This window comes from Kitasatospora sp. NPDC088861 (assembly GCF_044750105.1).
Lineage (GTDB): Bacteria > Actinomycetota > Actinomycetes > Streptomycetales > Streptomycetaceae > Kitasatospora.
In genome coordinates this window covers 323,753-345,926 of record NZ_JBIVJF010000003.1, presented here as the reverse complement: position 1 = coordinate 345,926, position 22,174 = coordinate 323,753, and the positions used below count along the sequence as shown (strand labels likewise).

The 22,174-nt window shown below is 74.2% G+C and carries 24 protein-coding genes and 1 other RNA gene; 13 read left to right on the top strand and 12 right to left on the bottom strand.

Going from position 1 to position 22,174, the window contains the following annotated elements:
- The first annotated feature begins 40 nt into the window (after positions 1–40).
- The 3 genes from panB (at position 41) to ACIP37_RS08350 (ending at position 2,893) form a co-directional block, all read left to right on the top strand.
- Complete coding sequence (gene panB, locus ACIP37_RS08360; RefSeq protein ID WP_363580868.1) at positions 41–910, top strand: 3-methyl-2-oxobutanoate hydroxymethyltransferase; 870 nt, start codon at positions 41–43, stop codon at positions 908–910.
- A gap of 151 nt (positions 911–1,061) precedes the next feature.
- Complete coding sequence (locus ACIP37_RS08355) at positions 1,062–2,084, top strand: ATP-binding cassette domain-containing protein (protein WP_363580866.1); 1,023 nt, start codon at positions 1,062–1,064, stop codon at positions 2,082–2,084.
- Complete coding sequence (locus ACIP37_RS08350) at positions 2,081–2,893, top strand: ABC transporter permease (RefSeq protein WP_363580864.1); 813 nt, start codon at positions 2,081–2,083, stop codon at positions 2,891–2,893. Before ACIP37_RS08355 ends, ACIP37_RS08350 begins: the two co-directional genes overlap by 4 nt.
- A 158-nt stretch (positions 2,894–3,051) precedes the next feature.
- Here the strand turns inward: ACIP37_RS08350 and ACIP37_RS08345 are convergent, their stop codons facing one another.
- A complete protein-coding gene (locus ACIP37_RS08345) occupies positions 3,052–6,441 on the bottom strand; it encodes an AfsR/SARP family transcriptional regulator (protein WP_400805566.1) in 3,390 nt (1,129 codons plus the stop codon).
- Positions 6,442–6,622: 181 nt separating this feature from the next.
- Between ACIP37_RS08345 and ACIP37_RS08340 the strand changes: the two genes are divergently transcribed.
- Positions 6,623–7,438: a site-2 protease family protein gene (locus tag ACIP37_RS08340; protein ID WP_400805565.1), complete on the top strand. Its 816-nt coding sequence runs from the start codon at positions 6,623–6,625 to the stop codon at positions 7,436–7,438.
- A 4-nt stretch (positions 7,439–7,442) separates the two neighbouring features.
- Here the strand turns inward: ACIP37_RS08340 and ACIP37_RS08335 are convergent, their stop codons facing one another.
- Both ACIP37_RS08335 and npdG read right to left on the bottom strand, forming a co-directional pair.
- Complete coding sequence (locus ACIP37_RS08335) at positions 7,443–7,643, bottom strand: hypothetical protein (RefSeq protein WP_363372195.1); 201 nt, start codon at positions 7,641–7,643, stop codon at positions 7,443–7,445.
- 114 nt (positions 7,644–7,757) lie between these two features.
- Complete coding sequence (gene npdG, locus ACIP37_RS08330) at positions 7,758–8,450, bottom strand: NADPH-dependent F420 reductase (protein ID WP_363622329.1); 693 nt, start codon at positions 8,448–8,450, stop codon at positions 7,758–7,760.
- 47 nt (positions 8,451–8,497) lie between these two features.
- Between npdG and ACIP37_RS08325 the strand changes: the two genes are divergently transcribed.
- Together ACIP37_RS08325 and ACIP37_RS08320 are read left to right on the top strand one after the other, a co-directional pair.
- Positions 8,498–9,103, top strand: a complete 606-nt coding sequence (locus ACIP37_RS08325) for a hypothetical protein (protein WP_400805564.1) — start codon at positions 8,498–8,500, stop codon at positions 9,101–9,103.
- 107 nt (positions 9,104–9,210) lie between these two features.
- Positions 9,211–10,578 (top strand): MFS transporter, encoded by a 1,368-nt coding sequence (locus ACIP37_RS08320; RefSeq protein WP_363580855.1) that lies wholly within the window; start codon positions 9,211–9,213, stop codon positions 10,576–10,578.
- A gap of 67 nt (positions 10,579–10,645) precedes the next feature.
- Here ACIP37_RS08320 and ACIP37_RS08315 read toward each other — a convergent pair whose 3' ends face one another.
- Entirely contained in the window at positions 10,646–10,879 is a 234-nt protein-coding gene (locus ACIP37_RS08315; protein WP_363580853.1) for a hypothetical protein, read from the bottom strand.
- A gap of 104 nt (positions 10,880–10,983) precedes the next feature.
- Here ACIP37_RS08315 and map point away from each other — a divergent pair, with 104 nt between their 5' ends.
- Complete coding sequence (gene map, locus ACIP37_RS08310) at positions 10,984–11,829, top strand: type I methionyl aminopeptidase (protein WP_063347361.1); 846 nt, start codon at positions 10,984–10,986, stop codon at positions 11,827–11,829.
- A 19-nt stretch (positions 11,830–11,848) separates the two neighbouring features.
- On the opposite strand, the gene ACIP37_RS08305 is transcribed toward map, so the two are convergent.
- Positions 11,849–12,550, bottom strand: coding sequence for a bifunctional DNA primase/polymerase (locus ACIP37_RS08305; protein ID WP_363580851.1), 702 nt, complete (start codon positions 12,548–12,550; stop codon positions 11,849–11,851).
- A gap of 413 nt (positions 12,551–12,963) precedes the next feature.
- Between ACIP37_RS08305 and ACIP37_RS08300 the strand changes: the two genes are divergently transcribed.
- A complete protein-coding gene (locus ACIP37_RS08300) occupies positions 12,964–13,194 on the top strand; it encodes a hypothetical protein (protein WP_063347363.1) in 231 nt (76 codons plus the stop codon).
- Positions 13,195–13,246: 52 nt separating this feature from the next.
- On the top strand, positions 13,247–13,444 hold the full coding sequence (locus tag ACIP37_RS08295; protein WP_063347364.1) for a hypothetical protein: 198 nt from the start codon (positions 13,247–13,249) through the stop codon (positions 13,442–13,444).
- Positions 13,445–13,480: 36 nt separating this feature from the next.
- On the opposite strand, the gene ACIP37_RS08290 is transcribed toward ACIP37_RS08295, so the two are convergent.
- Positions 13,481–14,137: a PadR family transcriptional regulator gene (locus ACIP37_RS08290; protein ID WP_400805561.1), complete on the bottom strand. Its 657-nt coding sequence runs from the start codon at positions 14,135–14,137 to the stop codon at positions 13,481–13,483.
- A gap of 187 nt (positions 14,138–14,324) precedes the next feature.
- Here ACIP37_RS08290 and ACIP37_RS08285 point away from each other — a divergent pair, with 187 nt between their 5' ends.
- Both ACIP37_RS08285 and ACIP37_RS08280 read left to right on the top strand, forming a co-directional pair.
- Positions 14,325–14,723 carry an ACT domain-containing protein gene (locus ACIP37_RS08285; RefSeq protein WP_363580847.1) on the top strand — a complete coding sequence of 133 codons (399 nt, stop codon included), beginning with the start codon at positions 14,325–14,327 and terminating at the stop codon, positions 14,721–14,723.
- A gap of 96 nt (positions 14,724–14,819) precedes the next feature.
- Complete coding sequence (locus ACIP37_RS08280; RefSeq protein ID WP_063347367.1) at positions 14,820–15,077, top strand: hypothetical protein; 258 nt, start codon at positions 14,820–14,822, stop codon at positions 15,075–15,077.
- 137 nt (positions 15,078–15,214) lie between these two features.
- Here the strand turns inward: ACIP37_RS08280 and rnpB are convergent.
- The 5 genes from rnpB to ACIP37_RS08255 form a co-directional block, all read right to left on the bottom strand.
- Positions 15,215–15,611: RNase P RNA component class A (rnpB, locus tag ACIP37_RS08275), an RNA gene on the bottom strand.
- Between the two features lie 13 nt (positions 15,612–15,624).
- Positions 15,625–17,151, bottom strand: a complete 1,527-nt coding sequence (locus tag ACIP37_RS08270; RefSeq protein ID WP_400805558.1) for an MFS transporter — start codon at positions 17,149–17,151, stop codon at positions 15,625–15,627.
- A gap of 62 nt (positions 17,152–17,213) precedes the next feature.
- The gene (locus ACIP37_RS08265; protein ID WP_363628560.1) at positions 17,214–18,671 is read right to left on the bottom strand and encodes an RNB domain-containing ribonuclease; all 1,458 of its coding nucleotides are present in this window, start codon (positions 18,669–18,671) and stop codon (positions 17,214–17,216) included.
- 95 nt (positions 18,672–18,766) lie between these two features.
- Positions 18,767–19,138, bottom strand: coding sequence for a type II toxin-antitoxin system death-on-curing family toxin (locus tag ACIP37_RS08260; RefSeq protein WP_063347370.1), 372 nt, complete (start codon positions 19,136–19,138; stop codon positions 18,767–18,769).
- Positions 19,135–19,515 (bottom strand): hypothetical protein, encoded by a 381-nt coding sequence (locus ACIP37_RS08255; protein WP_363580841.1) that lies wholly within the window; start codon positions 19,513–19,515, stop codon positions 19,135–19,137. The genes ACIP37_RS08260 and ACIP37_RS08255 overlap by 4 nt, the downstream gene beginning before the upstream one ends.
- A gap of 152 nt (positions 19,516–19,667) precedes the next feature.
- Here ACIP37_RS08255 and ACIP37_RS08250 point away from each other — a divergent pair, with 152 nt between their 5' ends.
- Positions 19,668–20,108, top strand: coding sequence for a DUF3995 domain-containing protein (locus ACIP37_RS08250; RefSeq protein ID WP_363580839.1), 441 nt, complete (start codon positions 19,668–19,670; stop codon positions 20,106–20,108).
- An 85-nt stretch (positions 20,109–20,193) separates the two neighbouring features.
- Complete coding sequence (gene yaaA, locus ACIP37_RS08245) at positions 20,194–20,979, top strand: peroxide stress protein YaaA (RefSeq protein WP_400805554.1); 786 nt, start codon at positions 20,194–20,196, stop codon at positions 20,977–20,979.
- A 55-nt stretch (positions 20,980–21,034) separates the two neighbouring features.
- Here yaaA and ACIP37_RS08240 read toward each other — a convergent pair whose 3' ends face one another.
- A complete protein-coding gene (locus ACIP37_RS08240; RefSeq protein WP_063347373.1) occupies positions 21,035–22,171 on the bottom strand; it encodes a bifunctional RNase H/acid phosphatase in 1,137 nt (378 codons plus the stop codon).
- Positions 22,172–22,174: the final 3 nt, after the last annotated feature.

Sequence of the window (22,174 nt, the reverse complement as noted above, 5' to 3'; positions counted from 1 at the left end):
CACGGCGCCACGAGACGACAACCCTTCAGGAGTCCGTTCGATGAACGCTTCTTCGCCTTCGCCTGCCCAGAACCAGGCGGCGACCGCCACCCTCTACGGCGGGGTCACCAACCGCCGCATCACCGTCCGCGACCTCGCCACCGCCAAGCAGCGCGGCGAGAAGTGGTCGATGCTCACCGCCTACGACGCCCTCACCGCCGGGGTGTTCGACGAGGCCGGCATCCCCGTCCTGCTGGTCGGCGACTCCGCCGGCAACTGCCACCTCGGCTACGAGACCACCGTGCCGGTGACCATGGATCAGATGGTGATGCTCTCCGCCGCCGTCGTCCGCGGCACCAAGCGCGCGATGATCGTCGCCGACCTGCCGTTCGGCTCCTACCAGGAGTCCCCCGCGCAGGCCATGCGCAACGCGGCCAGGCTGATGAAGGAGGCCGGGGTCGGCGCGGTCAAGCTGGAGGGCGGGGAGCGCAGCGCCCGCTCGATCGAGCTGCTGGTCGAGGCCGGCGTCCCGGTGATGGCGCACATCGGCCTCACCCCGCAGTCCGTGCACGCCTTCGGCGGCTACCCCGTCCAGGGCCGCGGCGACGAGGCGGCGCACCAGCTGCTGCGCGACGCCAAGGCCGTCCAGCAGTCGGGCGCCTTCGCGGTCGTACTGGAGGCGGTGCCGGCCGAGCTGGCCGCCCAGGTCACCGAGCAGCTGACCATCCCGACCGTCGGCATCGGCGGCGGGCCCGACACCGACGCCCAGGTCCTGGTCTGGACCGACATGGCCGGCATGACGGCGGGCCGGGTGCCCAAGTTCGTCAAGCAGTACGCCGACCTGCGGACCGTCCTCGGCGACGCCGCCCGCGCCTTCGCCGAGGACGTCCGCGGCGGCGCCTTCCCGGCGGCGGAGCACAGCTTCCGCTAGGGCGTGAACCGCCGACGGCCCCGCTCCCCCGCCCGGGAGCGGGGCCGCTGCCGTGTGCCCGCTCCCCCGGTGACAGCGGTCTGACAGCGCAGCGCCGGGCCCGCCCCCCTCATGACAGCCCGCTGACAGCCGGGCCGGACAACCTAGGGGCATGACACGAATCGCCACCGCCCCGAACGACCGGGGGACCGCCGCGGGCAACGCCGTCGAGGTCCGCGGCATCGTCAAGCACTACGGCACCACCAAGGCCCTCGACGGGGTCGACCTCACCGTCCGCGAGGGCACCGTGCTCGGCGTGCTCGGCCCCAACGGCGCCGGCAAGACCACCCTGGTCCGGGTCCTCTCCACCCTGATCAAGCCCGACGCCGGCACCGCGTTCGTCGGCGGCTACGACGTCCTGCGCCAGCCCAAGCAGTTGCGCCGCACCATCGGCCTCACCGGGCAGTACGCCTCCGTCGACGAGCTCCTCTCCGGGTACGAGAACCTCTACCTGATCGGCCGGCTGCTCGACCTCCCCAGCCGCGAGGCCAAGGCCCGGGCCGCCGAACTGCTGGAGCGCTTCTCGCTCACCGAGGCCGCCAAGCGGACCGCCAAGACCTACTCCGGCGGCATGCGCCGCCGCCTCGACCTGGCCGCCAGCATGATCGGCCGCCCCAAGGTGCTCTACCTGGACGAACCCACCACCGGCCTCGACCCGCGCACCCGCAACGAGGTCTGGGACGAGGTCCAGCGGATGGTCGCCGAGGGCAGCACCGTGCTGCTCACCACCCAGTACATGGAGGAGGCGGAGCAGCTCGCCGACGAGCTGACCGTCATCGACCGCGGCCGGGTGATCGCCAACGGCGGCGTGGCCGAGCTCAAGGCCAAGGTCGGCGGCCAGACCCTCCAGATCCGCGCCGTCCACCCGGCCGAGCTGCCCGAGATGGCCCGCTGCCTGCACGACCGCGGCATCACCAGCGCCACCGTCTCCACCGACACCGGGCTGCTCGCGGTGCCGATCACCAACGACGAGCAGCTGACCGCCGTCATCGGGGTGCTCGGCGGCCGCGGCTTCGCGATAGCCGGCATCGACACCAAGGTGCCCAGCCTCGACGAGGTCTTCCTCGCCATCACCGGCAAGCCCGCCGACACCGCGGACGCCGCCCCCAGCCTCGCCAAGGAGCCCGTCGCATGACCACCGCCACCGTCGCCCCCACCCGGGTGGAGGACCCCCGGATCGGCCTGTCCGGCACCTTCCGCCACGTCGGCGCACTGACCCGGCGCAACCTGATGCGGATCAAGGCCGACCCGGAGTCGATGTTCGACGCCGTGCTGATGCCGGTCATCTTCACGGTGCTGTTCGTCTACGTCTTCGGCGGCGCCGTCTCCGGCAACCAGGACTCCTACAAGCAGTACATGATCCCCGGCCTGCTCGGGCAGACCGGCCTCACCCTCGCGATGGCCGTCGGCACCGGCCTGAACAGCGACTTCCAGACCGGCGTGATGGACCGCTTCCGGACCCTGCCGATCGGCCGGGCCTCCGTCCTGCTCTCCAAGATGGCCGCCGAGACCTGCCGGGCGCTGCTCTCCTTCGTGATCCTGATCGGCTTCGCGATGTGCATCGGCTTCGAGGTGAAGACCGGTCCGCTGGAGGTCGTGGCCGCGGTCGGCCTGTCGCTGGTGTTCGGCATGTCGATCGTCTGGGTCTCGATGCTGCTGGGCATGGCGCTGCGCAGCGCCCAGGCCGTCCAGGGCGTGGCCATGCTGGTCCTGATGCCGATGCAGTTCGGCAGCTCGATCTTCGCGCCGACCGACACCATGCCGGGCTGGCTCCAGGCCTTCACCAAGGTCAACCCGCTGTCGGCGCTCGCCGACGCCTCCCGCTCCCTGCTCAACGGCCAGGGGCCGCTGGCCCACCCGGTGATGGTCGTGCTGATCTGGTCGGTGGCCACCACCGCGATCTTCGCGCCGCTCGCCGTCGCCCGCTTCCGCAAGCGGACCTGAGAACGGCCGCCGACCCTCCGCGGGGGAGGGCCGGGGGGCGACCGACCGGCACCAGGGGACGGGGCCGGCCGGCGGAACGGCTGACCGACGGCCGGGGACGGGCGTCGGTCAGCCGATCCACTCCTGTCGGCTGACCGGTGACCAGGGACGGACGCCGGTCAGCCGATCCACTCGTACATCCGCTCCCGGATCTGTTCCGGGGTCAGGCCCTCGCCGGCGGCGTGGGCGGCCTCGAACGCGGCGTCGCCCAGCTGGGCCCGCAGGTCGGTCGCCGCCCGGCCGCGCTCGACGCGGTCCAGGTAGCCGCCCTTCGGGCCGTTCAGCACGTGGTGCGCGCCGTGCAGCACGGTGGCCTGCCGGGCCCGCTCCAGGTCGCCGTCGCGCTCGGCGAAGGCGCGCAGCACCCCCACCACCGCGGGGACCACCATGACCGTCATCTGCTCGCCGAAGCCGCTCGTGCGCGACGTCTCGCGCAGCAGCGTCCGCCCCTCGCGCAGCATCGCGAGCCCCTCGTCCGGCAGGCCCGCCCGGGCGGTGATCCAGCCCCGGGTGGTGGTCAGCATCCCGGTCACGATCCCCGGGGCGAAGCTGCCGACGCTGGTCGCCTCCATCCGGTCCAGCTCGGCCAGCGCCTGCTCGTACTCGCCGCGCAGCATGTGGACGCCGCAGAGCGTGAGGCCGCCGAACAGCAGCGCGCCGGTGGAGGAGTGGTCCGCGCTGTGGTGGTCCAGCCCGGCCAGCGTCTCCCGGATGATCCGCTCGCCGCGCTCCATGTCCTGCTCCAGCAGGGCGGAGCCGAGGTTCACCCGCAGCATCGGCACCTCGTGCGGCGTCCCCAGCTCCTCGGCCAGCTCGATCGCCCGCTCGTACGCGACGGCGGCCGCCTCCGGATCGCCCCGGTTGGCCAGCGACTCGCCCTGGGCGGACAGGGCCTGGGAGACCCCCCAGAGGTTGCCGGCCTGCTCGAACAGTTCCAGGGAGCGCTGGCCGTCCAGGATTCCCTGGTCGGCCCCGCCCGGCCAGTCGTTCAGCATCTTGGCCCGGAGCTGCAGGATGAACGCGAGGTCGTTCGGCCCGCCGTGCTCCTCGCAGCCGCGGACGGCGTCGTCCAGCAGGCTCCTCATCATTTCCAGCCGGCCGGCCAGGAACGCCCCGAACACCCGTATCAGGCCCGGGAACCGGTAGGCCTGCGGCAGCTCCGGGGTGTAGGCCTCCAGCAGTTGCTCCGCGACGGCGATCGCCACCGGGTTGCCGAGCACGTCCAGGTTCCCCTCGAACATACCCATCAGCCGGTACATCGCGAGCAGTCGGCGGGCCTCCTCGACGACCCCTTCGGGCATCGGCAGGCCGTAGGAGAGCACGTCCCGCTCCAGCGGTACGGGCGGCTTCGGGCCGAACGGATCCGGCCCGAGCGCCGCGACGGCGTCGTACCAGCCGCGGGCCTCCATGCTGTAGCCGCGCAGCGACCAGTACCAGCTCATGCCGAGGGTGAGGACCAGCGACTGCTCCTCGTCCCCGAGGTCGATGGCGCGCCTCAGCGCGGCCCGGATGTTGTCCAGCTCGCGCTCCAGCACCGTCAGCCAGTGCAGCTGCTGGGGGCCGTGGATGTTCAGGAAGGCGGTGGCGGCGATGGTACGGAAGTGCGTCAGGTGGCGGGCCCCGGTCGCGTCGCGCTCCTCCTCGGACTCGGCGAGGCGCTCGGTCGCGTACTCGTGGATGGTCTCCAGCATCCGGTAGCGCGGCAGGCTGCCGTCGTCCAGGTCGGCCACCAGCAGGGACTTGTCGACCAGCGACAGCAGCAGGTCGGCGACCTCCCCGCCGACCACCTCGACGCCGTCGGCGCAGATCGCCTCGGCGTCCTCCAGCTGCCAGCCGCCGGCGAACACCGAGAGCCGGCGCAGCACCGCCCGTTCGCGCTTGCCCAGCAGGTCCCAGCTCCAGTCGACCACCGCGCGCAGGGTCTGCTGACGCGGCAGCAGGGTGCGGCTGCCCGCGGTGAGCAGGGCGAACCGGCCGTCCAGGCGGTCGGCGATCTGGCGCGCCGTCATCACCCGCAGCCGGGCGGCGGCGAGTTCGATGGCCAGCGGCAGGCCGTCCAGGCGGCGGCAGATCTCGGCGCAGGCCGCCGGGTCGGTGTCCGGGTCGAAGCCGGGTCGGGCGGCGGTGGCACGCTCGGTGAGCAGGCGCAGCGCCACCGGGTCGGGCAGCGGCTCGACCGGCAGCACGGTCTCGCCGGGCACGCCGAGCGGCTCCCGGCTGGTGGCGAGCACGGTCAGCTCGGGGCACTCGGTGAGCAGGATGTCGGCGAGGTCGGCGGCGGCCTGGATCAGGTGCTCGCAGTTGTCCAGGACGAGCAGCATCCGGCGGTGGCCGCAGTGCTCGACCAGCCGGCGCACCGGGTCCTCGGCGCGCTTCTCGATCACCTCGGCGACCATGCCGCCGCTGTGCAGCACGATCTCGCGCAGGCCGAGCGCGGAGACCACGGCGGCGGGCACCGCGTCCGGGGTCTCCAGCGGGGCGAGTTCGGCCACCCAGACGCCGTCCGGCCAGTGCCCGGCGGACTGCTCGGCGCGGCCGGCCTCGATCGAGAGCCTGGTCTTGCCGGAGCCGCCGGGGCCGGTCAGGGTGACCATCCGATGCTCCGTCAACGTCCCGCGCAGTGCGGCGAGATCGCCCTCACGGCCGACGAAGCTGGTCAGCCGGCCGCGCAGGTTGCCGCCGACGCGCGGGAGTTGGGGCGCTCCGGACCGCCCGGCGGCCGGCGGGGTCGGCGGGGCCGGTATGGACTCCGGCGCGGGCGTGGTCGGCGCGGCGGCGGGCGCCGGTTCGACCTCGGCCGGGGTCAGCAACGTGGCGTACAGGGACTGGAGTTGGCGCCCCGGGTCGACGCCGAGCTCCTCGGCGAGGGCGCGCCTGGTCCGCTCGTAGTGGCGCAGCGCCTCGGCGGTGCGACCGCTCTCGTGCAGCGCCCGGATCATCAGCTGCTGCAACGGCTCGTCCAGCGGCTGCCGTTCGCAGAGCTCGGTGAGCTCGGCGACCAGTTCGGCGGCCCGGCCGAGCCCGAGCTCGGCGGTGATCCGGTGGCGGCGGGCCTCCTCGCGCTGGGTCTCCAGCCGGGCGGCCGGGCCGCTGCGGTCCGGCAGGTCGGCCAGGGCGGGGCCGCGCCACAGCGCCAGGGCGGCGCGCAGCCGCTCGGCGGCGAGCGCGTGGTCCCCGGTGTCCAGGGCGCGGCGGCCTTCGGCGCCGAGCCGCTGGAACTCGGCGAGGTCGGTGGCCGGGTCGGTCAGCCAGTACCCGGCCGGGCCGGAGCCGATCTCGTCCCGGCCGACGGTCCGGCGCAGCCGGCCGACCAGGGTCTGGAGCGCGGCGGAGGAGTCCTGGGGCGGCTCGGCCTCCCACACCTCGTCCACCAGCAGGTCGGCGGGCACCGGGCGGCCCTGCCGGAGGGCGAGCGCGGTGAGCAGTGCCCGCAGCCGGGCGCCGCCTAGCGGCACCGGGGTGCCGTCGTCGTGGTGGGCCGTCGTGGTCCCGAGGATGCCGTAGTACACCGGTCCATTCTGGTCGATGGGCGGCGATCGGGGCGCACAATTGTCCAGGGGCCCCTCACCGGCGGCGGAACCCGGACGGGGCCCTCGGACGTTCACCCGGGACGGCTTGTCCGGTCACCGGCCCGCCCGGCATGATCGATCCCCTGCCCGCTTTTCCTCGGACACCCGGAGCACCCACACCATGACCTTCGCCGCCACGCAGCGCTCACGCAGCGAGGACCGCCGGATCAGCCCGGTGTTCTGGGTGCTCCTCGCCGTCCTCGCCACCTCCGGCTGGGCGGTGTACTCGGGCTACGGGAACGCCTCGTTCGGGGTGTTCCTGTTCGTGGTGGCGGGCTGGATGGTCTCGCTGTGCCTGCACGAGTACGCGCACGCGCGCACCGCCCTGCACGGTGGCGACATCAGCGTCGGCGCCAAGGGCTACCTCACGCTCAACCCGCTGAAGTACACCAACGTGCTGCTCAGCTTCGTGCTGCCGATCGTGTTCGTGATCCTGGGCGGCATCGGCCTGCCCGGCGGCTCGGTCTGGATCGAGCGGGACCGGATCCGGGGCCGGCTCAAGCACAGCCTGATCTCGGCGGCCGGGCCGCTGGTGAACGTGGTGTGCGCGGCCCTGCTGCTGATCCCGATCGGCGCCGGCTGGCTGGACGACCCGACGGTGCACGCGGTCTGGAACGGCTACGAGCTGAACGTCTCGCCGTTCGCGGGCGCGCTCGGCTTCCTCGGCCTGCTCCAGCTCAGCGCCGCCCTGCTGAACCTGCTGCCGGTGCCCGGGCTGGACGGCTACGGGATCGTCGAGCCCTGGCTGTCGTACAAGACCCGGCGCGCGGTCGAGCCGTTCGCGCCGTACGGGCTGCTGGCCGTGTTCGCGCTGCTGTGGCAGCCCTCGGTGAACTCGTTCTTCTTCGGGGTCATCCACGACCTGATGAGCCTGTTCGGCGTGGACCAGGACTACGCGACGCTCGGCCGGTACCTGTTCAGCTTCTGGAAGAACTAGCCGACTAGCCCTGCTCGGCTGCCGCGGCGGCGGCCGTGGCCTCGGCGATCTTCGCGCGGCGGCGGTTCATCCAGAGCACGTTGCTCGCCACACCGGCCATCGGGAGCCAGATCAGGCCCAGCCAGAAGCCCTGGGTCAGCGAGACCACGGCGGCCGCCAGCGCGAGGACGACGACGATCAGGGCGAAGAGGGACGTGCGGGGCATGGCGGGAGGCTCCTAGGGCCGGGTGCGGTCGGCCGGGTTGCGGCCGCACCCATTGTCGCCGACCTCACCTCCGGAGCTGGTCCAGGGGTGAGGCCGACACGGCTCCACCGGATCTCAGACGTCCGTCACCCGCAGGCCCGCGTGGGCCTTGTAGCGGCGGTTGACCGAGATCAGGTTGGCCACCAGCGACTCCACCTGGTGCGCGTTGCGCAACCGGCCCGCGAAGATCCCCCGCATGCCGGGGATCCGGCCGGCCAGCGCCTGCACGATGTCGGTGGCGGCCCGCTCCTCGCCGAGCACCATGACGTCGGTGTCGATCTGCTCCACCGACTCGTCCTGGAGCAGCACCGCCGAGAGGTGGTGGAAGGCGGCGGTGACCCGGGAGTCCGGCAGCAGCGCGGCGGCCTGCTGGGCGGCGCTGCCCTCCTCCGGCTTCAGCGCGTACGCGCCCTGCTTGTCGAAGCCGAGCGGGTTGACGCAGTCGACCACGATCTTGCCGGCCAGTTCCTCGCGCAGCGCGGTCAGGGTCGAGGCGTGCCCGTCCCAGGGCACCGCGACGATCACCACGTCGCTCTCCCGGGCGGTGGTGGCGTTGTCGGCGCCACGCACGCCGAGGCCCAGTTCGGCGGCGGAGGCCTCGGCCCGGGCCGCGTCGCGCGAGCCGATGATCACCTGCTGGCCGGCCTTGGCCAGTCGCAGGGCCAGGCCGCGCCCCTGGTCGCCGGTGCCGCCGAGGACACCGATCACCAGCTGTGAGACGTCCGGCAGTTCGTGGGCCGGGTTTGTCGCTGAATCGAGGGAAGTCATGGGCCGATCCTGTCAAACCCCCGGCCGGACGCGACATTCTGGGCCGCATGGACGCGGTGAGAGTTTCGGCACTCCGGCAGCACCTGGCGGGCACCGGCTGGCTGGAGGCGGTCGGCGGCTTCGCCGGGTCGCTGCGGCGCTCGGTGTCGCGGCGCGGGGCCGGCGAGCTGCTGCTGATCGGCACCGAGGCGTACGAGCCCTGGCATCTGGCCGCGCACCTGGCCGACGAGGCCGCCTGGTCGGCCGTCCCCCGACTGGCGCCCACCCTGCTGCGGCACGCTCCGCCGGCCGGCGCCCCGGCGCACCTCGCGCACGGCCTGAGTCGGCTCACCGGGGCCGGGCGCGGCGCCACCGTCCTGGTGGTGGCGCCGGAGACGGCCGGCGCGCCGCTGCTGGAACGGGTGCAGGACGCCCGCCGGCACGGCGCGACCGTGCTCGCGCTGGACGGCGCCGCCCCCGCCGAGCCGGGCGACCTCGGCGGGCTCGCGCACGAGCGGCTCGCCGTCGGCACCGCCGACGAGGAGCCCTTCGACCTCGCCCAGCACCTGGTCAGCGCCGCCGCCGGGCGGCCCCCGGCCCGCCGCACCGCGCTGGACCGGCTCGCCGAACTCGCCGGCCGGCTGACCGCACCGCCCACGATCAGCCGCTGGTAGCCCGGGCCCGACCCGGCCGTTGTCAGCGAGGTGTCGGGCTGACGGTCGTGTGTCGGGCTGAAAAACCCTTTGCGAACCCGGCAGCCCGCGTTCGAGGATGCTGGTTCGTGAACGACGACGAACCCCCGCATCCCCCTGGCACCTCCGGACGGTTGCGCACGCTGCTGCGCTCGCTCGCGCCCGACCTCTCGCCCTGGCGCGCCTCCCGCGACTTCCGCTTCCTCTGGCTCTCCGGCTGCGTCACCAGCTTCGGCAGCTACCTGACCTACGTCGCCGTGCCGATGCAGATCAAGGAGCTGACCGGCTCCTCCTTCGCGGTCGGCCTGATCGGCGCCTTCGAGCTCGTCCCGCTGATCGTCTTCGGCCTGTGGGGCGGCGCCCTCGCCGACGCCCTGGACCGCCGGAAGCTGGTGCTGCGGGCCGAGGCCGGGCTGGGTCTGCTCGCCGGCCTGCTGCTGCTCAACGCGCTGCTGCCGTCCCCGCTGCTCTGGCCGATCTACCTGGTCGCCGCGCTGGTCGCGGCCTGCGACGGGTTGCAGCGCCCGGCCCTGGACTCGCTCACCCCGCGGATCGTCCCGCACCAGCACCTGACCGCCGCGTTCGCCCTCAACTCCCTGTACCGCAACGCCGCTTCGGTGGCCGGGCCGGCGCTGGCCGGCGTCGTGGTGGCGTTCTCCGGGGTGGGGACGGCGTACGCGCTGGACGTGCTCACCTTCGCCGCATCGCTGCTGCTGCTCGTCCGGATCCGGGCGGTGCCGCCGGCCACCGGCGCCGAGCGGCCGTCGGTGCGGGCGGTGCTCACCGGCGTCCGGTACGCGTGGAGCCGCAAGGACCTGCTCGGCACCTACACGATCGACCTCTGCGCGATGCTGTTCGCCTTCCCGGTGGCCGTCTTCCCCTTCCTGGCCTCCGAGTTGGGCGCGGACTGGGCGCTCGGCCCGATGTACGCGGCCTCCGCGGCCGGCGCCCTGCTGGTCGGGGCGACCAGCGGCTGGACGTCCCGGATCCACCGGCACGGCCGGCTGCTGGTGGTCGCCGCCGTCGGCTGGGGCGCGGCCATGGCCCTGGCTGGCCTGTCCGGGAGCATCTGGCTGGTGCTGCTCGGCCTGGCGCTGGCCGGCGGCGCCGACGAGATCAGCGGGCTGGCCCGCTCGACCATGTGGAACCAGTCCATCCCGGACGAGGTGCGCGGCCGGATGGCCGGCGTCGAACTGCTCAGCTACTCCGTCGGCCCCCAGCTCGGCCAGGTCCGGGCCGGCACCATGGCCGGGCTGGTCGGCGTCCGCGCCGCCGTCTGGAGCGGCGGCCTGATCTGCGTCGTCGCCGTCCTCGCGGTGGCCGCCGCGCTGCCCAAGCTGCTCGCCTACGACGACCGCACCGACCCGCACACCGCCGCCGTCCGCGCCGGGCACGAGCGCGCGGAGCGCGAGCGGGAGCAGCAGCGGGAGCGGGAGGCCGCCGCGGCGACGGACTGACGGCGGCCGGCCGGCCGGCGGCGACGGCTTGACGGCAGAAGCCGTCCGCCGGACGCCGCCCCGGCCGCTACTCGCCGCCGCCGTCCTTCGGCGTGTCGTTCCAGCGCTCGTCCCCCTGCCGCCACTCCCGGTTGCGCTCGTCGGCGAGTTGCAGGGCGTGCGAGGCCTCCTCCGGGCTGTCGTACGGGCCGAGGCGGTCCTTGGCGGGGCACTCCGGCCCCTCCTCGACCTTGCCGTGCTTGATGCAGTAGAACCACTCGCCGGGCTTGCCGGTCGGCTTGCGGTGGAATCCCAGGGGCATGGTGCCCTCCCGTCGAAGCGATGGGGTCGTACCGATCATTCCCCGGCCGGGGCCGCCGCGCACACCGCCCGGGCGCGCCGGGGGCGGCCGATAGACTCGCGGCCATGGCTCTCGTACCCGGCATCCAGTCCCCCACCCGCAAGGTCCCGGCGCACATCGCGCGCCCCGAGTACGTCGGGCGGCCCGCCCCGACGCCGTACACCGGGCCCGAGGTGCAGACCGCCGAGACGATCGAGAAGATGCGGATCGCGAGCCGGATCGCCGCCCAGGCGATGGCGGAGGCCGCCAAGCTGATCGCCCCCGGCGTCACCACCGACGCGCTGGACGCCGTCGCCCACACCTACATGTGCGACCACGACGCGTACCCGTCCGACCTCGGCTACCGCGGCTTCCCCAAGTCGGTCTGCACCTCGATCAACGAGGTGATCTGCCACGGCATCCCGGACTCGACCGTGCTCCAGGACGGCGACATCGTCAACATCGACGCCACCGCGTACATCCACGGAGTGCACGGCGACCTCAACGCCACCTACCTGGTCGGCGACGTCGACGAGGAGTCCCGGCTGCTGGTCGAGCGGACCCGCGAATCCCTCAACCGGGCGATCAAGGCCGTCAAGCCCGGCCGTCAGATCAACGTGATCGGGCGGGTCATCGAGTCCTACGCCAAGCGCTTCGACTACGGCGTGGTGCGGGACTTCACCGGGCACGGCATCAACACGTCGTTCCACTCCGGCCTGATCATCCCGCACTACGACAGCGAGCGGGCCACCGAGGTGATCAAGCCGGGGATGACCTTCACCATCGAGCCGATGCTCACCCTGGGCACCTACGACTACGAGATCTGGCCGGACGGCTGGACGGTCGTCACCAAGGACCGCAAGCGCACCGCCCAGTTCGAGCACACCCTGGTGGTCACGGCGGACGGCGCGGAGGTCCTCACCCTGCCGTGACCCCCGGCCGGGCGCCGGTTCAGCCGATGAGCCACTGCTCCTCGGCGACGGCGCCCACCTCGGTGCAGGCGTCGGTGAGCACGTCCAGGACGCGCAGCGGGTCCGGCAGCGGCTGCTCGGGCCCGCGCAGCCACCGCACCTGCGAGCCGTCCGGCAGCGCGGCCGGCGGCAGCAGGGTGTACGAGCCGCGGCAGTGCCAGCGCAGGCCGGGGTGCTCGGACATGGTGTCCGGGGTGGAGTCGAGGACGCTCGGCCACCACTCGTCCTCGTCCTGCGGGGTGCCCCGGGTGGCGGTGAAGAACAGGTAGCGGTCCTCGCCGACGGCGGCGACCGGGCCCTCGACGCCCCGCTCGGTCAGCCGCTCCAGAGCCAGCCGGCCGGCCTCGACCGGGACGTCCAGGACGTCGTGGGCGCGGCCGGTGGCGGTGATGAAGTTGGTCTGCGGATCGCGGGCGAGCCAGCGGGCGAGCTGCTCGGGGTCGGTCGTGGCCTGGGTCTGCCAGGCGAAGGAGACCGGGTGCTGGGCGGGCGCCGGACAGGCCACCCGGTCGCAGGAGCAGCGGTAGCCGGCCGGATGCGCGGCCGGCGCGAGCGGGAATCCGGCGCGCACCGCGCCGAGCAGCTGATCGAGCCGGGCGGCGGGGCCGTCCACCTCACCCGACCTGGCCCGCTGACGCTCACGCTTCTGCCACCAGGTCGTCCACCTGCCGCCGGCTTCCATCGGGCCCCTTCCGCGCACTGCCGTACCTGGTGCGGCACAGCGTTCGACGTACCACTCCGACGCAACGCACAGCGCCCCCCGCTGCTTCCCGGGACGGTGCTCGGCCCTGCTGTCCACGCCCTGCCGACCGGGAACCGGGGTCACCGGAGGGCCGACGCCCGGGTCACGGTACGCAGTCGCGGCAGCACGCTGTCCGCGCCAGGTCGGCCGGAGGGCGCGCGGATCCGCGCCCCGCCCGGCCCGTACGGGGCCCGCTGACCCGGGTGAACCCCGGGGGCGTAACAGGAAGGATAAGGGTGCGCGGGGGCTCCGGATGACCGGGGGCGGTGCCTCTCCGGTCACACTCCCCGCACCCGGCCGGAGGGCTCGGGCGGGTGCGCCGGTCACCCGTGCGGAGGTGAGACCCTGGTGGGGTGAAGAGCGCGGACACCGAATTCGTCGGCGGCCCCCTGGACGGCCGCATCCTCCCCATCCCGCTGGGGCCGATGTTCGGCGTGCCGAAGACCTACAAGGTGCCGGTCCCCGCGCACGGCGACTCCCCCGCGCGCACACTGGTGTACGTCCGGTCCAAGCAGGTGCGGGGCATCAGCTGGCACTGGCGCTACGAGTTCGACGAGGCGGCCACCGCCCGCGCGTCCGGCTGACGGCCGCGCCGCCCGCACCGGCCGCCACCCCCAGCCTCCCCGGGAGGACGGCATGGCGAGAACGGCACGGCACCCCCGCAGCCGCCCCCAGGCGGTCGCGCACCACAACCGGCAGGTCGCCGGCGTCACCGGGGCGCTGCTGGTGGCGGTGTGCGTCTACACCGTGGTGATCGGCCCGAACGGCTGGCTCTGGTTCGGCTGGGCGGTGCTGCTGCTCGCCTGCGTGGCCCTGTTCACGGTCCACCCCTGAACAGCCGCACCGCCTGTGCCCAGCCCCCCACGGCGGTCAGTCCTCGTCGGCGAGGATCAGGTACAGCTTCTTGCGCGCCTCGGTGAGCACCACCAGGCCCTTGGCCCGCTGCGCCTCGGTGCCCGTCGCCATCACCTGGCGGATCGCCTGGTCGACCGCGGCCAGCGCCTGGCCGACCTCCTGGACGGCCTCCCAGTCGACCTCCCGGCCGGCCTCCGCCCACGGCTCGGCGGGCCCCGCCTCGGCCTCGGCCCGGCCCGCCTCGGTGAGCGATACCAGCCGCTTGCCGCCGACCTCCTCCGCGGTGATCAGGCCCTCCTCCTCCAGCAGTTGGAGGTTGGGGTAGATCGAGCCCGGGCTCGGCCGCCAGGCCCCACCCGTCCGCTCGGAGATCTCGGCGATCATCTCGTAGCCGTGCATCGGCCGCTCCTTGAGCAGCGCCAGCAGCGAGGCCCTGACGTCCCCGCGCCGCGCCCGGCCGCCGCGGCGCCCGTGCGGGCCGCCCCGGCGCCCGCCGTGCCCGCCGAAGCCGTGCCCGAACGGGCCGCCCATCGGCCGCCCGGGCCCACCGCCGCCGAACGGCGGCGGGCCGAAGCCGCCGAAGGCCTCCCGGACCTCGAACTCCCGCCCTTCGAAGTCCGGCCCCGGCCCGCGGCGCCAGCCACCGCGCGAACCCTCGCCGCTGAACCGCATTCCCGGATTTCCTCGGTTTCCTGAGCGCATGGCGCTCACCTCCTCGTTCACCGAGCCAGTCGAGTTACTGTCTCGATAGCTCGACGATATATCGGCGACTGTCGCTCGTCAACGGATTCCGACACGAACGGCGCATCGGCACCCCACCCCGCCACCCAGGCCCCGTCCGCCCGCTACGGTGACGGGCATGGCCGGTGAACGAGACCTCGCGAAGCTGCTGCACGGGATGCGCCCGCTGCTCAACCCGGGGCGGTACGTCTACTGCACGCTGCCCGCCAAGGTGCCCGCGGGCATGCGGCCGGTGGTGACCGTCGCCGAACCCGAAGGGGTCACGGTCGTCGTCACCCAGGAGGAGGCCGACGCGCTCGGGCTGCGCTACGAGTACGTGGCGGCCTGGATCACCCTGCAGATCCACTCCGCCCTGGAGGCCGTCGGCCTCACCGCGGCCGTCGCCGGGCGCCTCGCCGAGGAGGGGATCAGCTGCAACGTGGTGGCCGGCTTCCACCACGACCACCTGTTCGTCACCGCCGACGACGCCGACCGCGCCGTCCGGGCCCTGGAGGAACTGGCCGCCCGGCCCGCCTGACGACGCCGTCGAGTGGCCGCCCCCGCAGGGCCCTCCGACACTGGGAACGGCTGCCCGGCCACCCCGGCCGGCCCCCACCGGAAGGAGACGGCCGCCATGGCCACCTGCGTCACCTGCGGCAACGACTACTGGCTCGCCTTCGAGATCAAGACCATCACCGGCGACACCTACACCTTCGACAGCTTCGAGTGCGCGATGGAGAAGCTCGCGCCGCGCTGCGAGCAGTGCCAGGTCCGCATCGTCGGCCACGGCGTCGAAGTGGCCGGCCGCTTCTTCTGCTGCGCCAACTGCGCCCGCGTCAACGGCGGTCTCGGCGACCAGATCCGCGACGCCGTCGGCGCCCGCCCCGCGTAACGGCGGGCGAGCGGAACAGTCGGCCGGTACCCCCGGTTCCGTCTCCCCAGGTGCTCGCACGACTGGGGCGGCCTCACGAAAAAGGCCCCCTGACCTGCGGTTTCGCAGATCATGGGGCCTCAGTCGAGCTGGGGCGGCGGAAGAGTCGGCCTGTACGCCGGGTTCTGTCTCCCGGGGTGCTCGCGCGGCCCGGGGAGGCGGCCATCCATCTAGGACTGCCGTTGCCGACAGCCTCGTGCGGTCTACCCGCGGACTCGGGCGAGCAGCCCTCGGTCATCCGCGCACGGCGCCCGAGGGCACCGATCTTGACCTTGCTCCAGGTGGGGTTTACCGAGCCGGCCGAGTCACCCCGGTCGCTGGTGGTCTCTTACACCACCGTTTCACCCTTACCCGCCGCCGAAGCGGTGGGCGGTCTGTTTTCTGTGGCACTGTCCCGCGGGTCACCCCGGGTGGGCGTTACCCACCACCCTGCTCTGTGGAGCCCGGACGTTCCTCGGCGGGTCAGGGACCCGTCGCGACCGCCCGGCCGACTCTTCCGCCGTAGTGGTCATCGTAGCCGCTCGGGTGGGGCCTCCCGCACACCGGAGCGGACCGCGGGCGGCTCGCCGCCGAGGCGGGCGGCCACCCGGACGGCGGTCGCGGTCGCCCACGGGGTGGTGGTGGCCAGGCCGAGGAGGAGGATCGCGCCGCCCAGGCCCACCAGGATCCACCAGCCGGCGTGGCTGGCCGGGGCGAAGCCCGTCGCCACCGGGCCGACCACGGCCGAGGTGACGACCGTGCCGATCACCGCCACCCCCAGCGACTGGCCGATCTGGCGGCTCGTCGAGGCGACCGCCGCGGCCACCCCCGCCTGGGCGCGCGGCATGCCGGAGACGGCCGCGTTGGTGATCGGCGCGTTGACCATGCCGAAGCCGAAGCCGAACAGCGCGTACGCCGCCAGCAGCAGCGCCGCCGGGGAGTCGGCGGCCAGCCTGGTCAGCAGCAGCCCGCTCGCGACCAGGCCCAGCCCGGCCGCGACCAGCGGCCCGCGCGGGCCCCGGCTGCCGACGATCCGGCCGGACAGCGGCGCGCAGACCAGCATCATCGCGGCCATCGGCAGCGTCCACAGGCCCGCCTCGAACGGGTCGTAGTGCCGGACGTTCTGCAGGTAGAGCGTGTTGAGGAAGAGGAAGCCGCCCAGGGCCGAGAAGGCGCAGACCGCGGTGACGGTGGCGCCGGTGAACGGCGCGCTGGCGAAGAACCGCGGGTCCACCAGCGGTTCGGCCACCCTCCGCTCCCACAGCGGGAAGGCGACCAGCGCGGCCACGGCGACGGCCACCAGGCCGAGGATCAGCGGGGACGTCCAGCCGCTGCCCGGGCCCTCGATGATGGCCGCGGTGCCGCACCCCAGCAGGACGATCATCAGCAGCTGCCCGACCGGGTCCAGCCGGCGCGGCCGGGGCGAGCGCGACTCCGGGACGTAACGGGCGGTCAGGAGCATCGCGACCACGGCGACCGGAACGTTGATCAGGAAGATCGACGGCCAGCCCGCGCCCTCCACCAGGAAGCCGCCCAGCAGCGGGCCGAGCGCCATCGAGATGCCGACCACGCCGCCCCAGACGCCGATCGCCCGGGCCCGCTCCTTCGGGTCGGTGAAGGTGTTGGTGATGATCGACATCGCCACCGGGTTCAGCATCGAACCGCCGACCGCCTGCAACGCCCGGAACGCCACCAGCCACTCCAGGCTCGGCGCCAGACTGCACAGCAGCGAGCCGAGCGCGAAGCACAGCAGCCCGGTCTGGAACACCCGGCGGCGGCCGAAGCGGTCGGCCACCGAGCCGAACAGCATCAGCAGCGAGGCCAAGACCAGGGTGTAGGCGTCGATGATCCACTGCAGCCCGGACGCCGGAGCGTCCAGGTCCCGCTGGATCGCCGGCAGGGCGATGTTCACCACGGTGTTGTCCAGGCCGACGATGAACAGGCTCAGGCAGCAGATCGCCAGGACGAGCAGTCGGCGGCGGCGCCCCGGGGCGCCGGAGGGCTGGGCTTCGGGCACGGGACCGATCCTCCCACCTGGACGGTGCCCGGGGGCCATGTGACGGACCGTCCGGGTGGCGGCGCCGGGGGGAGCGCCGGGGGCGCGTGGAAGCCCGGGGGTCAGACGGCGGCGAAGCGGACGGTGCGGGTGACCGGGTCGGCCTGCGTCAGCCGGACCCGGATCAGCCCGCCGAGCGGCAGCACCACCCCGGGATCGGCGCCGTCGCAGCGGGCCCGGACGGCGGGCCGGCGCAGCTGCACGGTGCCGGCCGCGGGCCGCCGCTCGTCCACGTCGATCACCACGGCGGTGAAGTCCTCGCCCTCCCGGCCGGCCAGCAGCTCCGCCTCCACCAGGTCCACGCAGGCCCGCTCGACCTCGGCCGCGCGGCGGTCCCCGCTCGCCATCAGGCCCGGCACAGCGGGCAGCGCCTCGCGCGCCCAGTCCGGCACCTCCTCCCCCGCCGCCACCGCCGCGCACACCTCCTGCGCGAAGCGGTCCCCGAGCCGGCGCAGCGGCGCGGTGCAGTGCGCGTACGGCGCGGCGAGCGCAGCGTGGCCCGGGTCGGCCGGGGCGGGCAGGCCCCGGGACTCGTCGAAGGCGTGGTAGCCGGCGCCGCGCAGCAGGCCGGTGCACGCGTTGAGGAAGGCGGCGTCCATCGGCGCGTCCGGGTCCAGGGAGCGGATCAGCTCCGGGTACGGGAGCGTCCGCGGCCAGTCCACGTCCAGCGCGGAGGCGATCCGGCGCAGCCGCTCGTACGCGGCGGCGGGCGCGGCGGGCAGGGTGCGCAGCAGGCCGACGCCCGCGTCGAGCATCAGGTCGGCTGCGGCCAGGCCGGTGAGCAGCGAGATCTGCGCGTTCCAGCCGTCGGCGGGGCCGGGCGCGCGGTAGCCGAGGACGTAGCCGTGCAGGGTCTCCTCGACCTCCTGCTCGGGCACCGGGAGGCTGGTCCCGCCCCGCGCGCGCTCCTGCTCCTCGCGCAGCCGGCCGACGGTGGCGAGCAGGGCGAGCTGCTCGTCGGCGCCGCCGAGGTCCACCGCGCGCTGGACGGCCTCGTAGTCGAGGCGGCGGTGCGAGCGGACCAGGGCGCGGCGCAGGTCGGCGAGCACCACGGCGCCGTCGGCGTCCAGGTCCAGCTGCCAGAGCAGGGCGGGCCGGGGCTCGCCGGGCAGCAGGCTGGCGGCGTCCTCGGAGATCCGGGTGGGGTGCAGCGGGACGCGGTGGTCCGGGAAGTACAGGGTCTCGACCCGGCGGCGGGCCTCGGCGTCGATGGCGCCGCCCGGGCGGACGAAGGCGGCGACGTCCGCGATGGCGTAGTACACCCGGTAGCCGCCGCCGGGGCGGTGGAGCAGGTGCATGGCCTGGTCGAGGTCGCGCGAGCCGGGCGGGTCGACGGTGAACAGCGGCAGGTCGGTGGCGTCGTGCTCGGGCAGCCGGGGGCGCTCGGCCGCTTCCTCCGCCTCGGCCAGCACCGGCTCCGGCCACTCGGTGTGGATCTCCAGGCGGGCGCGGAGTTCGGTCAGTTCGGTGTTGATCCGGGCGGAGTCGGCGGCCTTGACGCGCAGTTTTCGGCGAGGCATGCAGGCAGCGTAGGGCGAATCGGGTGATTCCGGACGGATCACCCCGCCGGACGCGCCGGGCGGCCGGTGGCACTGGACTGCCGGTGCTGTTGGGCTCAGCGCCCCAGCAGCGACTTCAGGTCCTTGCCCGCGAGCACGACGGCGTCGTCGTAGCCGCCGGTGGCCAGCCGGAGCATGAAGGCCACCGCGTCGTCCGGGTGCGGGTCGGTGTACGGCTCGCCGTTGTAGTCCAGGAACAGCAGCATCGCCTCGAAGGCGGTGCGCTTGTTCCGGTCGATCAGCGGGTGGTTGCGGGACAGGCTCTGGCCGAGGGCGGCGGCCTTGGTCCACGGGTCCGGGTAGGCGTCCCCGCCGAACAGGCTCGCCTGCGGGCGGGCGATCGCCGAGAGCAGGCCGCCGAGGTCCCGGATGTTCTCCGGGCCGCCGGCCAGGTAGGTGACGTCCTCCAGGTCCAGGTACTCGGTCACAGGTCCTTGAGCCTCTCCAGCGTCTCCGCGTTGGCGGCGCGGATCCGGGCCACCATGGCGGCCCGGCGCTCGGACCTGCTCTGCTGGCCGGGCCCCTGCTGATCGGACCTCTGCTGGCCGGGCTCCTGCGACTGCTCCGTGAGCGCGTCCGGCACCTCGGACTGGCGGACCTCGAAGGCCAGCTCGGCGGTGTCCGACCCGGCCGGGGCCTCGGTCACCCGCACCCGCCCGGCCATCACGGCCTCGGCGGCGGCCCGCACCGCGAACTCCAGGGCCTGCCGGGTCTCCGCCGGCAGGCCGGCGGGCAGGCGCACGGACAGGGACTCCTCCACGGCGTCGTCGTCGCCGGGCACCAGGTCCAGGGGTCGCAGGGTCATCTCGCTCACTCTCCTCGCTGCTCACCGTAGTGGCGAACGCCGGGCGGCCCCAGCGGATTTCCGTTCCCGGGCGGGGCCCGGGCGGGGTGGGGCACGGGTGTGAGCGCTCGTAGGGTGGGGTCGAGTGGTCGTTCACGAAGGGGGTTCGGGCGATGGGTGTGGTGAAGGCGACCGGGGCGGCGGTGTCCGGGGTGTTGGCGGCGACGGGGGCGCTGCACGCGGTGTGGGCGGTGACGCCGTGGCCGCTGCGGACGCCGGAGGAGTTCGCGGACACCGTGGTCGGCGCGGGCGACGGAGCGCCGTCCCCGGCGGCCTGCGTCGCGGTGGCGGGGCTGCTCGGGACGGCCGCGTACCTGGTGGGGGCGGAGGCCGGGGTGCTGCCGGCGGTGGGGCCGCGGCGGCTGCGGCGGGCCGGGGTGCGGGCGGTGGCCGGGGTGATGCTGGCGCGCGGCGCCGGCGGCCTGGTGCTGTTCGGGAGGGTCGTCGAGCGGTCGGAGCGGTTCAAGCGGCTGGACACCCGGTACTACTCGCCGCTCTGCCTGGCGCTCGCGGCCGGGGCGGCCGTGGTCGCGGGGGCCGGTGGCGCCGAGTAGCCGCGGCCGGACGGGCCGCCCGGGGCGGGCCGGTTTTGCGTAGGGTGGCGGGGTTCATCCGCCACAGAGTGTTGAGGAGTCCGCTGTGCTGGTGCTGTTGCCGCCTTCGGAGGGCAAGGCCGCGTCCGGGGACGGGGTGCCGGTGGCGCTCGACCGGCTGTCGCTGCCCGGGCTGACGGCCGCGCGCGGCGAGGTGCTGGACGCACTGGTCGGTCTCTGCCGGGGTGACGAGGACACCGCCGCGGAGGTGCTGGGGCTCAGCCCCGGGCTGCGCGGCGAGATCGCCCGCAATGCCGGGCTGCCGGCGGCGGGTGCCCGTCCGGCGGGCGAGGTGTACACCGGGGTGCTGTTCGACAACCTGGGTCTGGCCACGCTGGACGCGGCCGCGTACGGCCGGGCCGAGCGGTCGCTGCTGGTCTTCTCCGGTCTGTGGGGAGCCGTGCGGATCTCCGACCGGATTCCGCCCTACCGCTGCTCGATGGGCGTGAAACTGCCCGGCCCGGGGGCGCTCGGCGCGTACTGGCGGGGCGCGATGGCGTCCGTGCTGCCGGAGGTGGCGGACGGGCTGGTGCTGGACCTGCGCAGCTCGGCGTACGCGACGGCGTGGAAGCCGGCCGGCGAGGTGGCCTCCCGGACGGCGACCGTCCGGGTGCTCCAGGAGCGCAACGGCAAGCGCACGGTCGTCAGCCACTTCAACAAGGCGACCAAGGGGCGCCTGGTGCGGGACCTGCTGGTCGCGGGGATCGAACCGAAGACGCCGGGCGAGCTGCTGGACGCGCTGCGGGGCCTGGGGCACCGGGTGGAGCTCGCCGCCGAAGGCACGGCGCGCAAGCCGTGGCAGCTGGACGTGGTGGTCACCGAGGTGCACTGAGCCCGGCTCCGGGGGGGGCGCCCCCCCCCGGAGCCGGGCGTTCAGCCCCGGGCGTTCAGCGCAGGTGCGAGGTGTCGTTGAGCAGCCGCAGCGAGGCGTTGCCGTCCGCGTAGTACTGGACGGCGCAGAACGAGGCGGCGGACAGCTCCATCCGGTACAGCGCGTCCGGCGGGGCGCCGAGCGCCAGCCGGACCAGCGTCTTGATCGGGCTGACGTGGGAGACCACCAGCACCGTCCTGCCGGGGTGCCGGGCGATGATCTTGTCCCGGGCGACGCCGGCCCGGTGGGTGAGCGTGGTGAAGCTCTCCGTGCTGCCGGTGGGCTTGGCCTTCGCCGAGCCGAGCCAGGCCGCCAGGTCCTCCGGGTGGCGCTCCTGCACCTCGGCGAAGGTCAGGCCCTCCCAGTCGCCGAAGTCGACCTCGCGCAGCCCGTCCTCGTACCGGACCTCCAGGCCGAGCCGGGCGGCGACGATCTCGGCGGTCTCCCGGGTGCGGCGCATCGGCGAGGCCACCACGGCCTGGATGCTGCCGCGGGCGGCCAGTTCCTCGGCGGCCCGCGCGGCCTGCCAGCGGCCCTTGTCGGACAGTTCCGGGTCGCTGCCGCCGCTGCCGGAGAAGCGCTTCTGCGGGGTCAGCGCGGTCTCGCCGTGGCGGAGCAGGACGAAGGTGGTCGGGGTGCCGAGGTCGGCGGGGGCGGCCCAGCCGGCCTTGGGGGCGGCGGTCTCCAGCGGTGGCTCGTCCACCACCGCGGCGGCCCGCGGCCGGGGCTCCCACTGGCGGCCGGCCTTGCCCGCGTCCATCGCCTCGTTGGCGAGCCGGTCGGCGTCCTTGTTCCGCTCGCGCGGGATCCAGGTGTACGTCACCCGGGCGCGCGGGAGGATCGTGCGGGCCTCGGCGGCGAGCGGCTGCATGTCGGGGTGCTTGATCTTCCAGCGCCCGGACATCTGCTCGACGACCAGCTTGGAGTCCATCCGGACGTCCACCGAGGCGTCCGGGTCGAGCTCCCGGGCCGCCTTGAGGCCGGCGATCAGGCCCTTGTACTCGGCCACGTTGTTGGTGGCGTGGCCGATGAACTCGGCGGCCTCGGCGATGATCTGCCCGGTGTCGCCGTCCCGGACCACCGCGCCGTAGCCGGCCGGCCCCGGGTTGCCCCGGGACCCGCCGTCCGCCTCGACGATGAAGCGAGCCGCCACCGG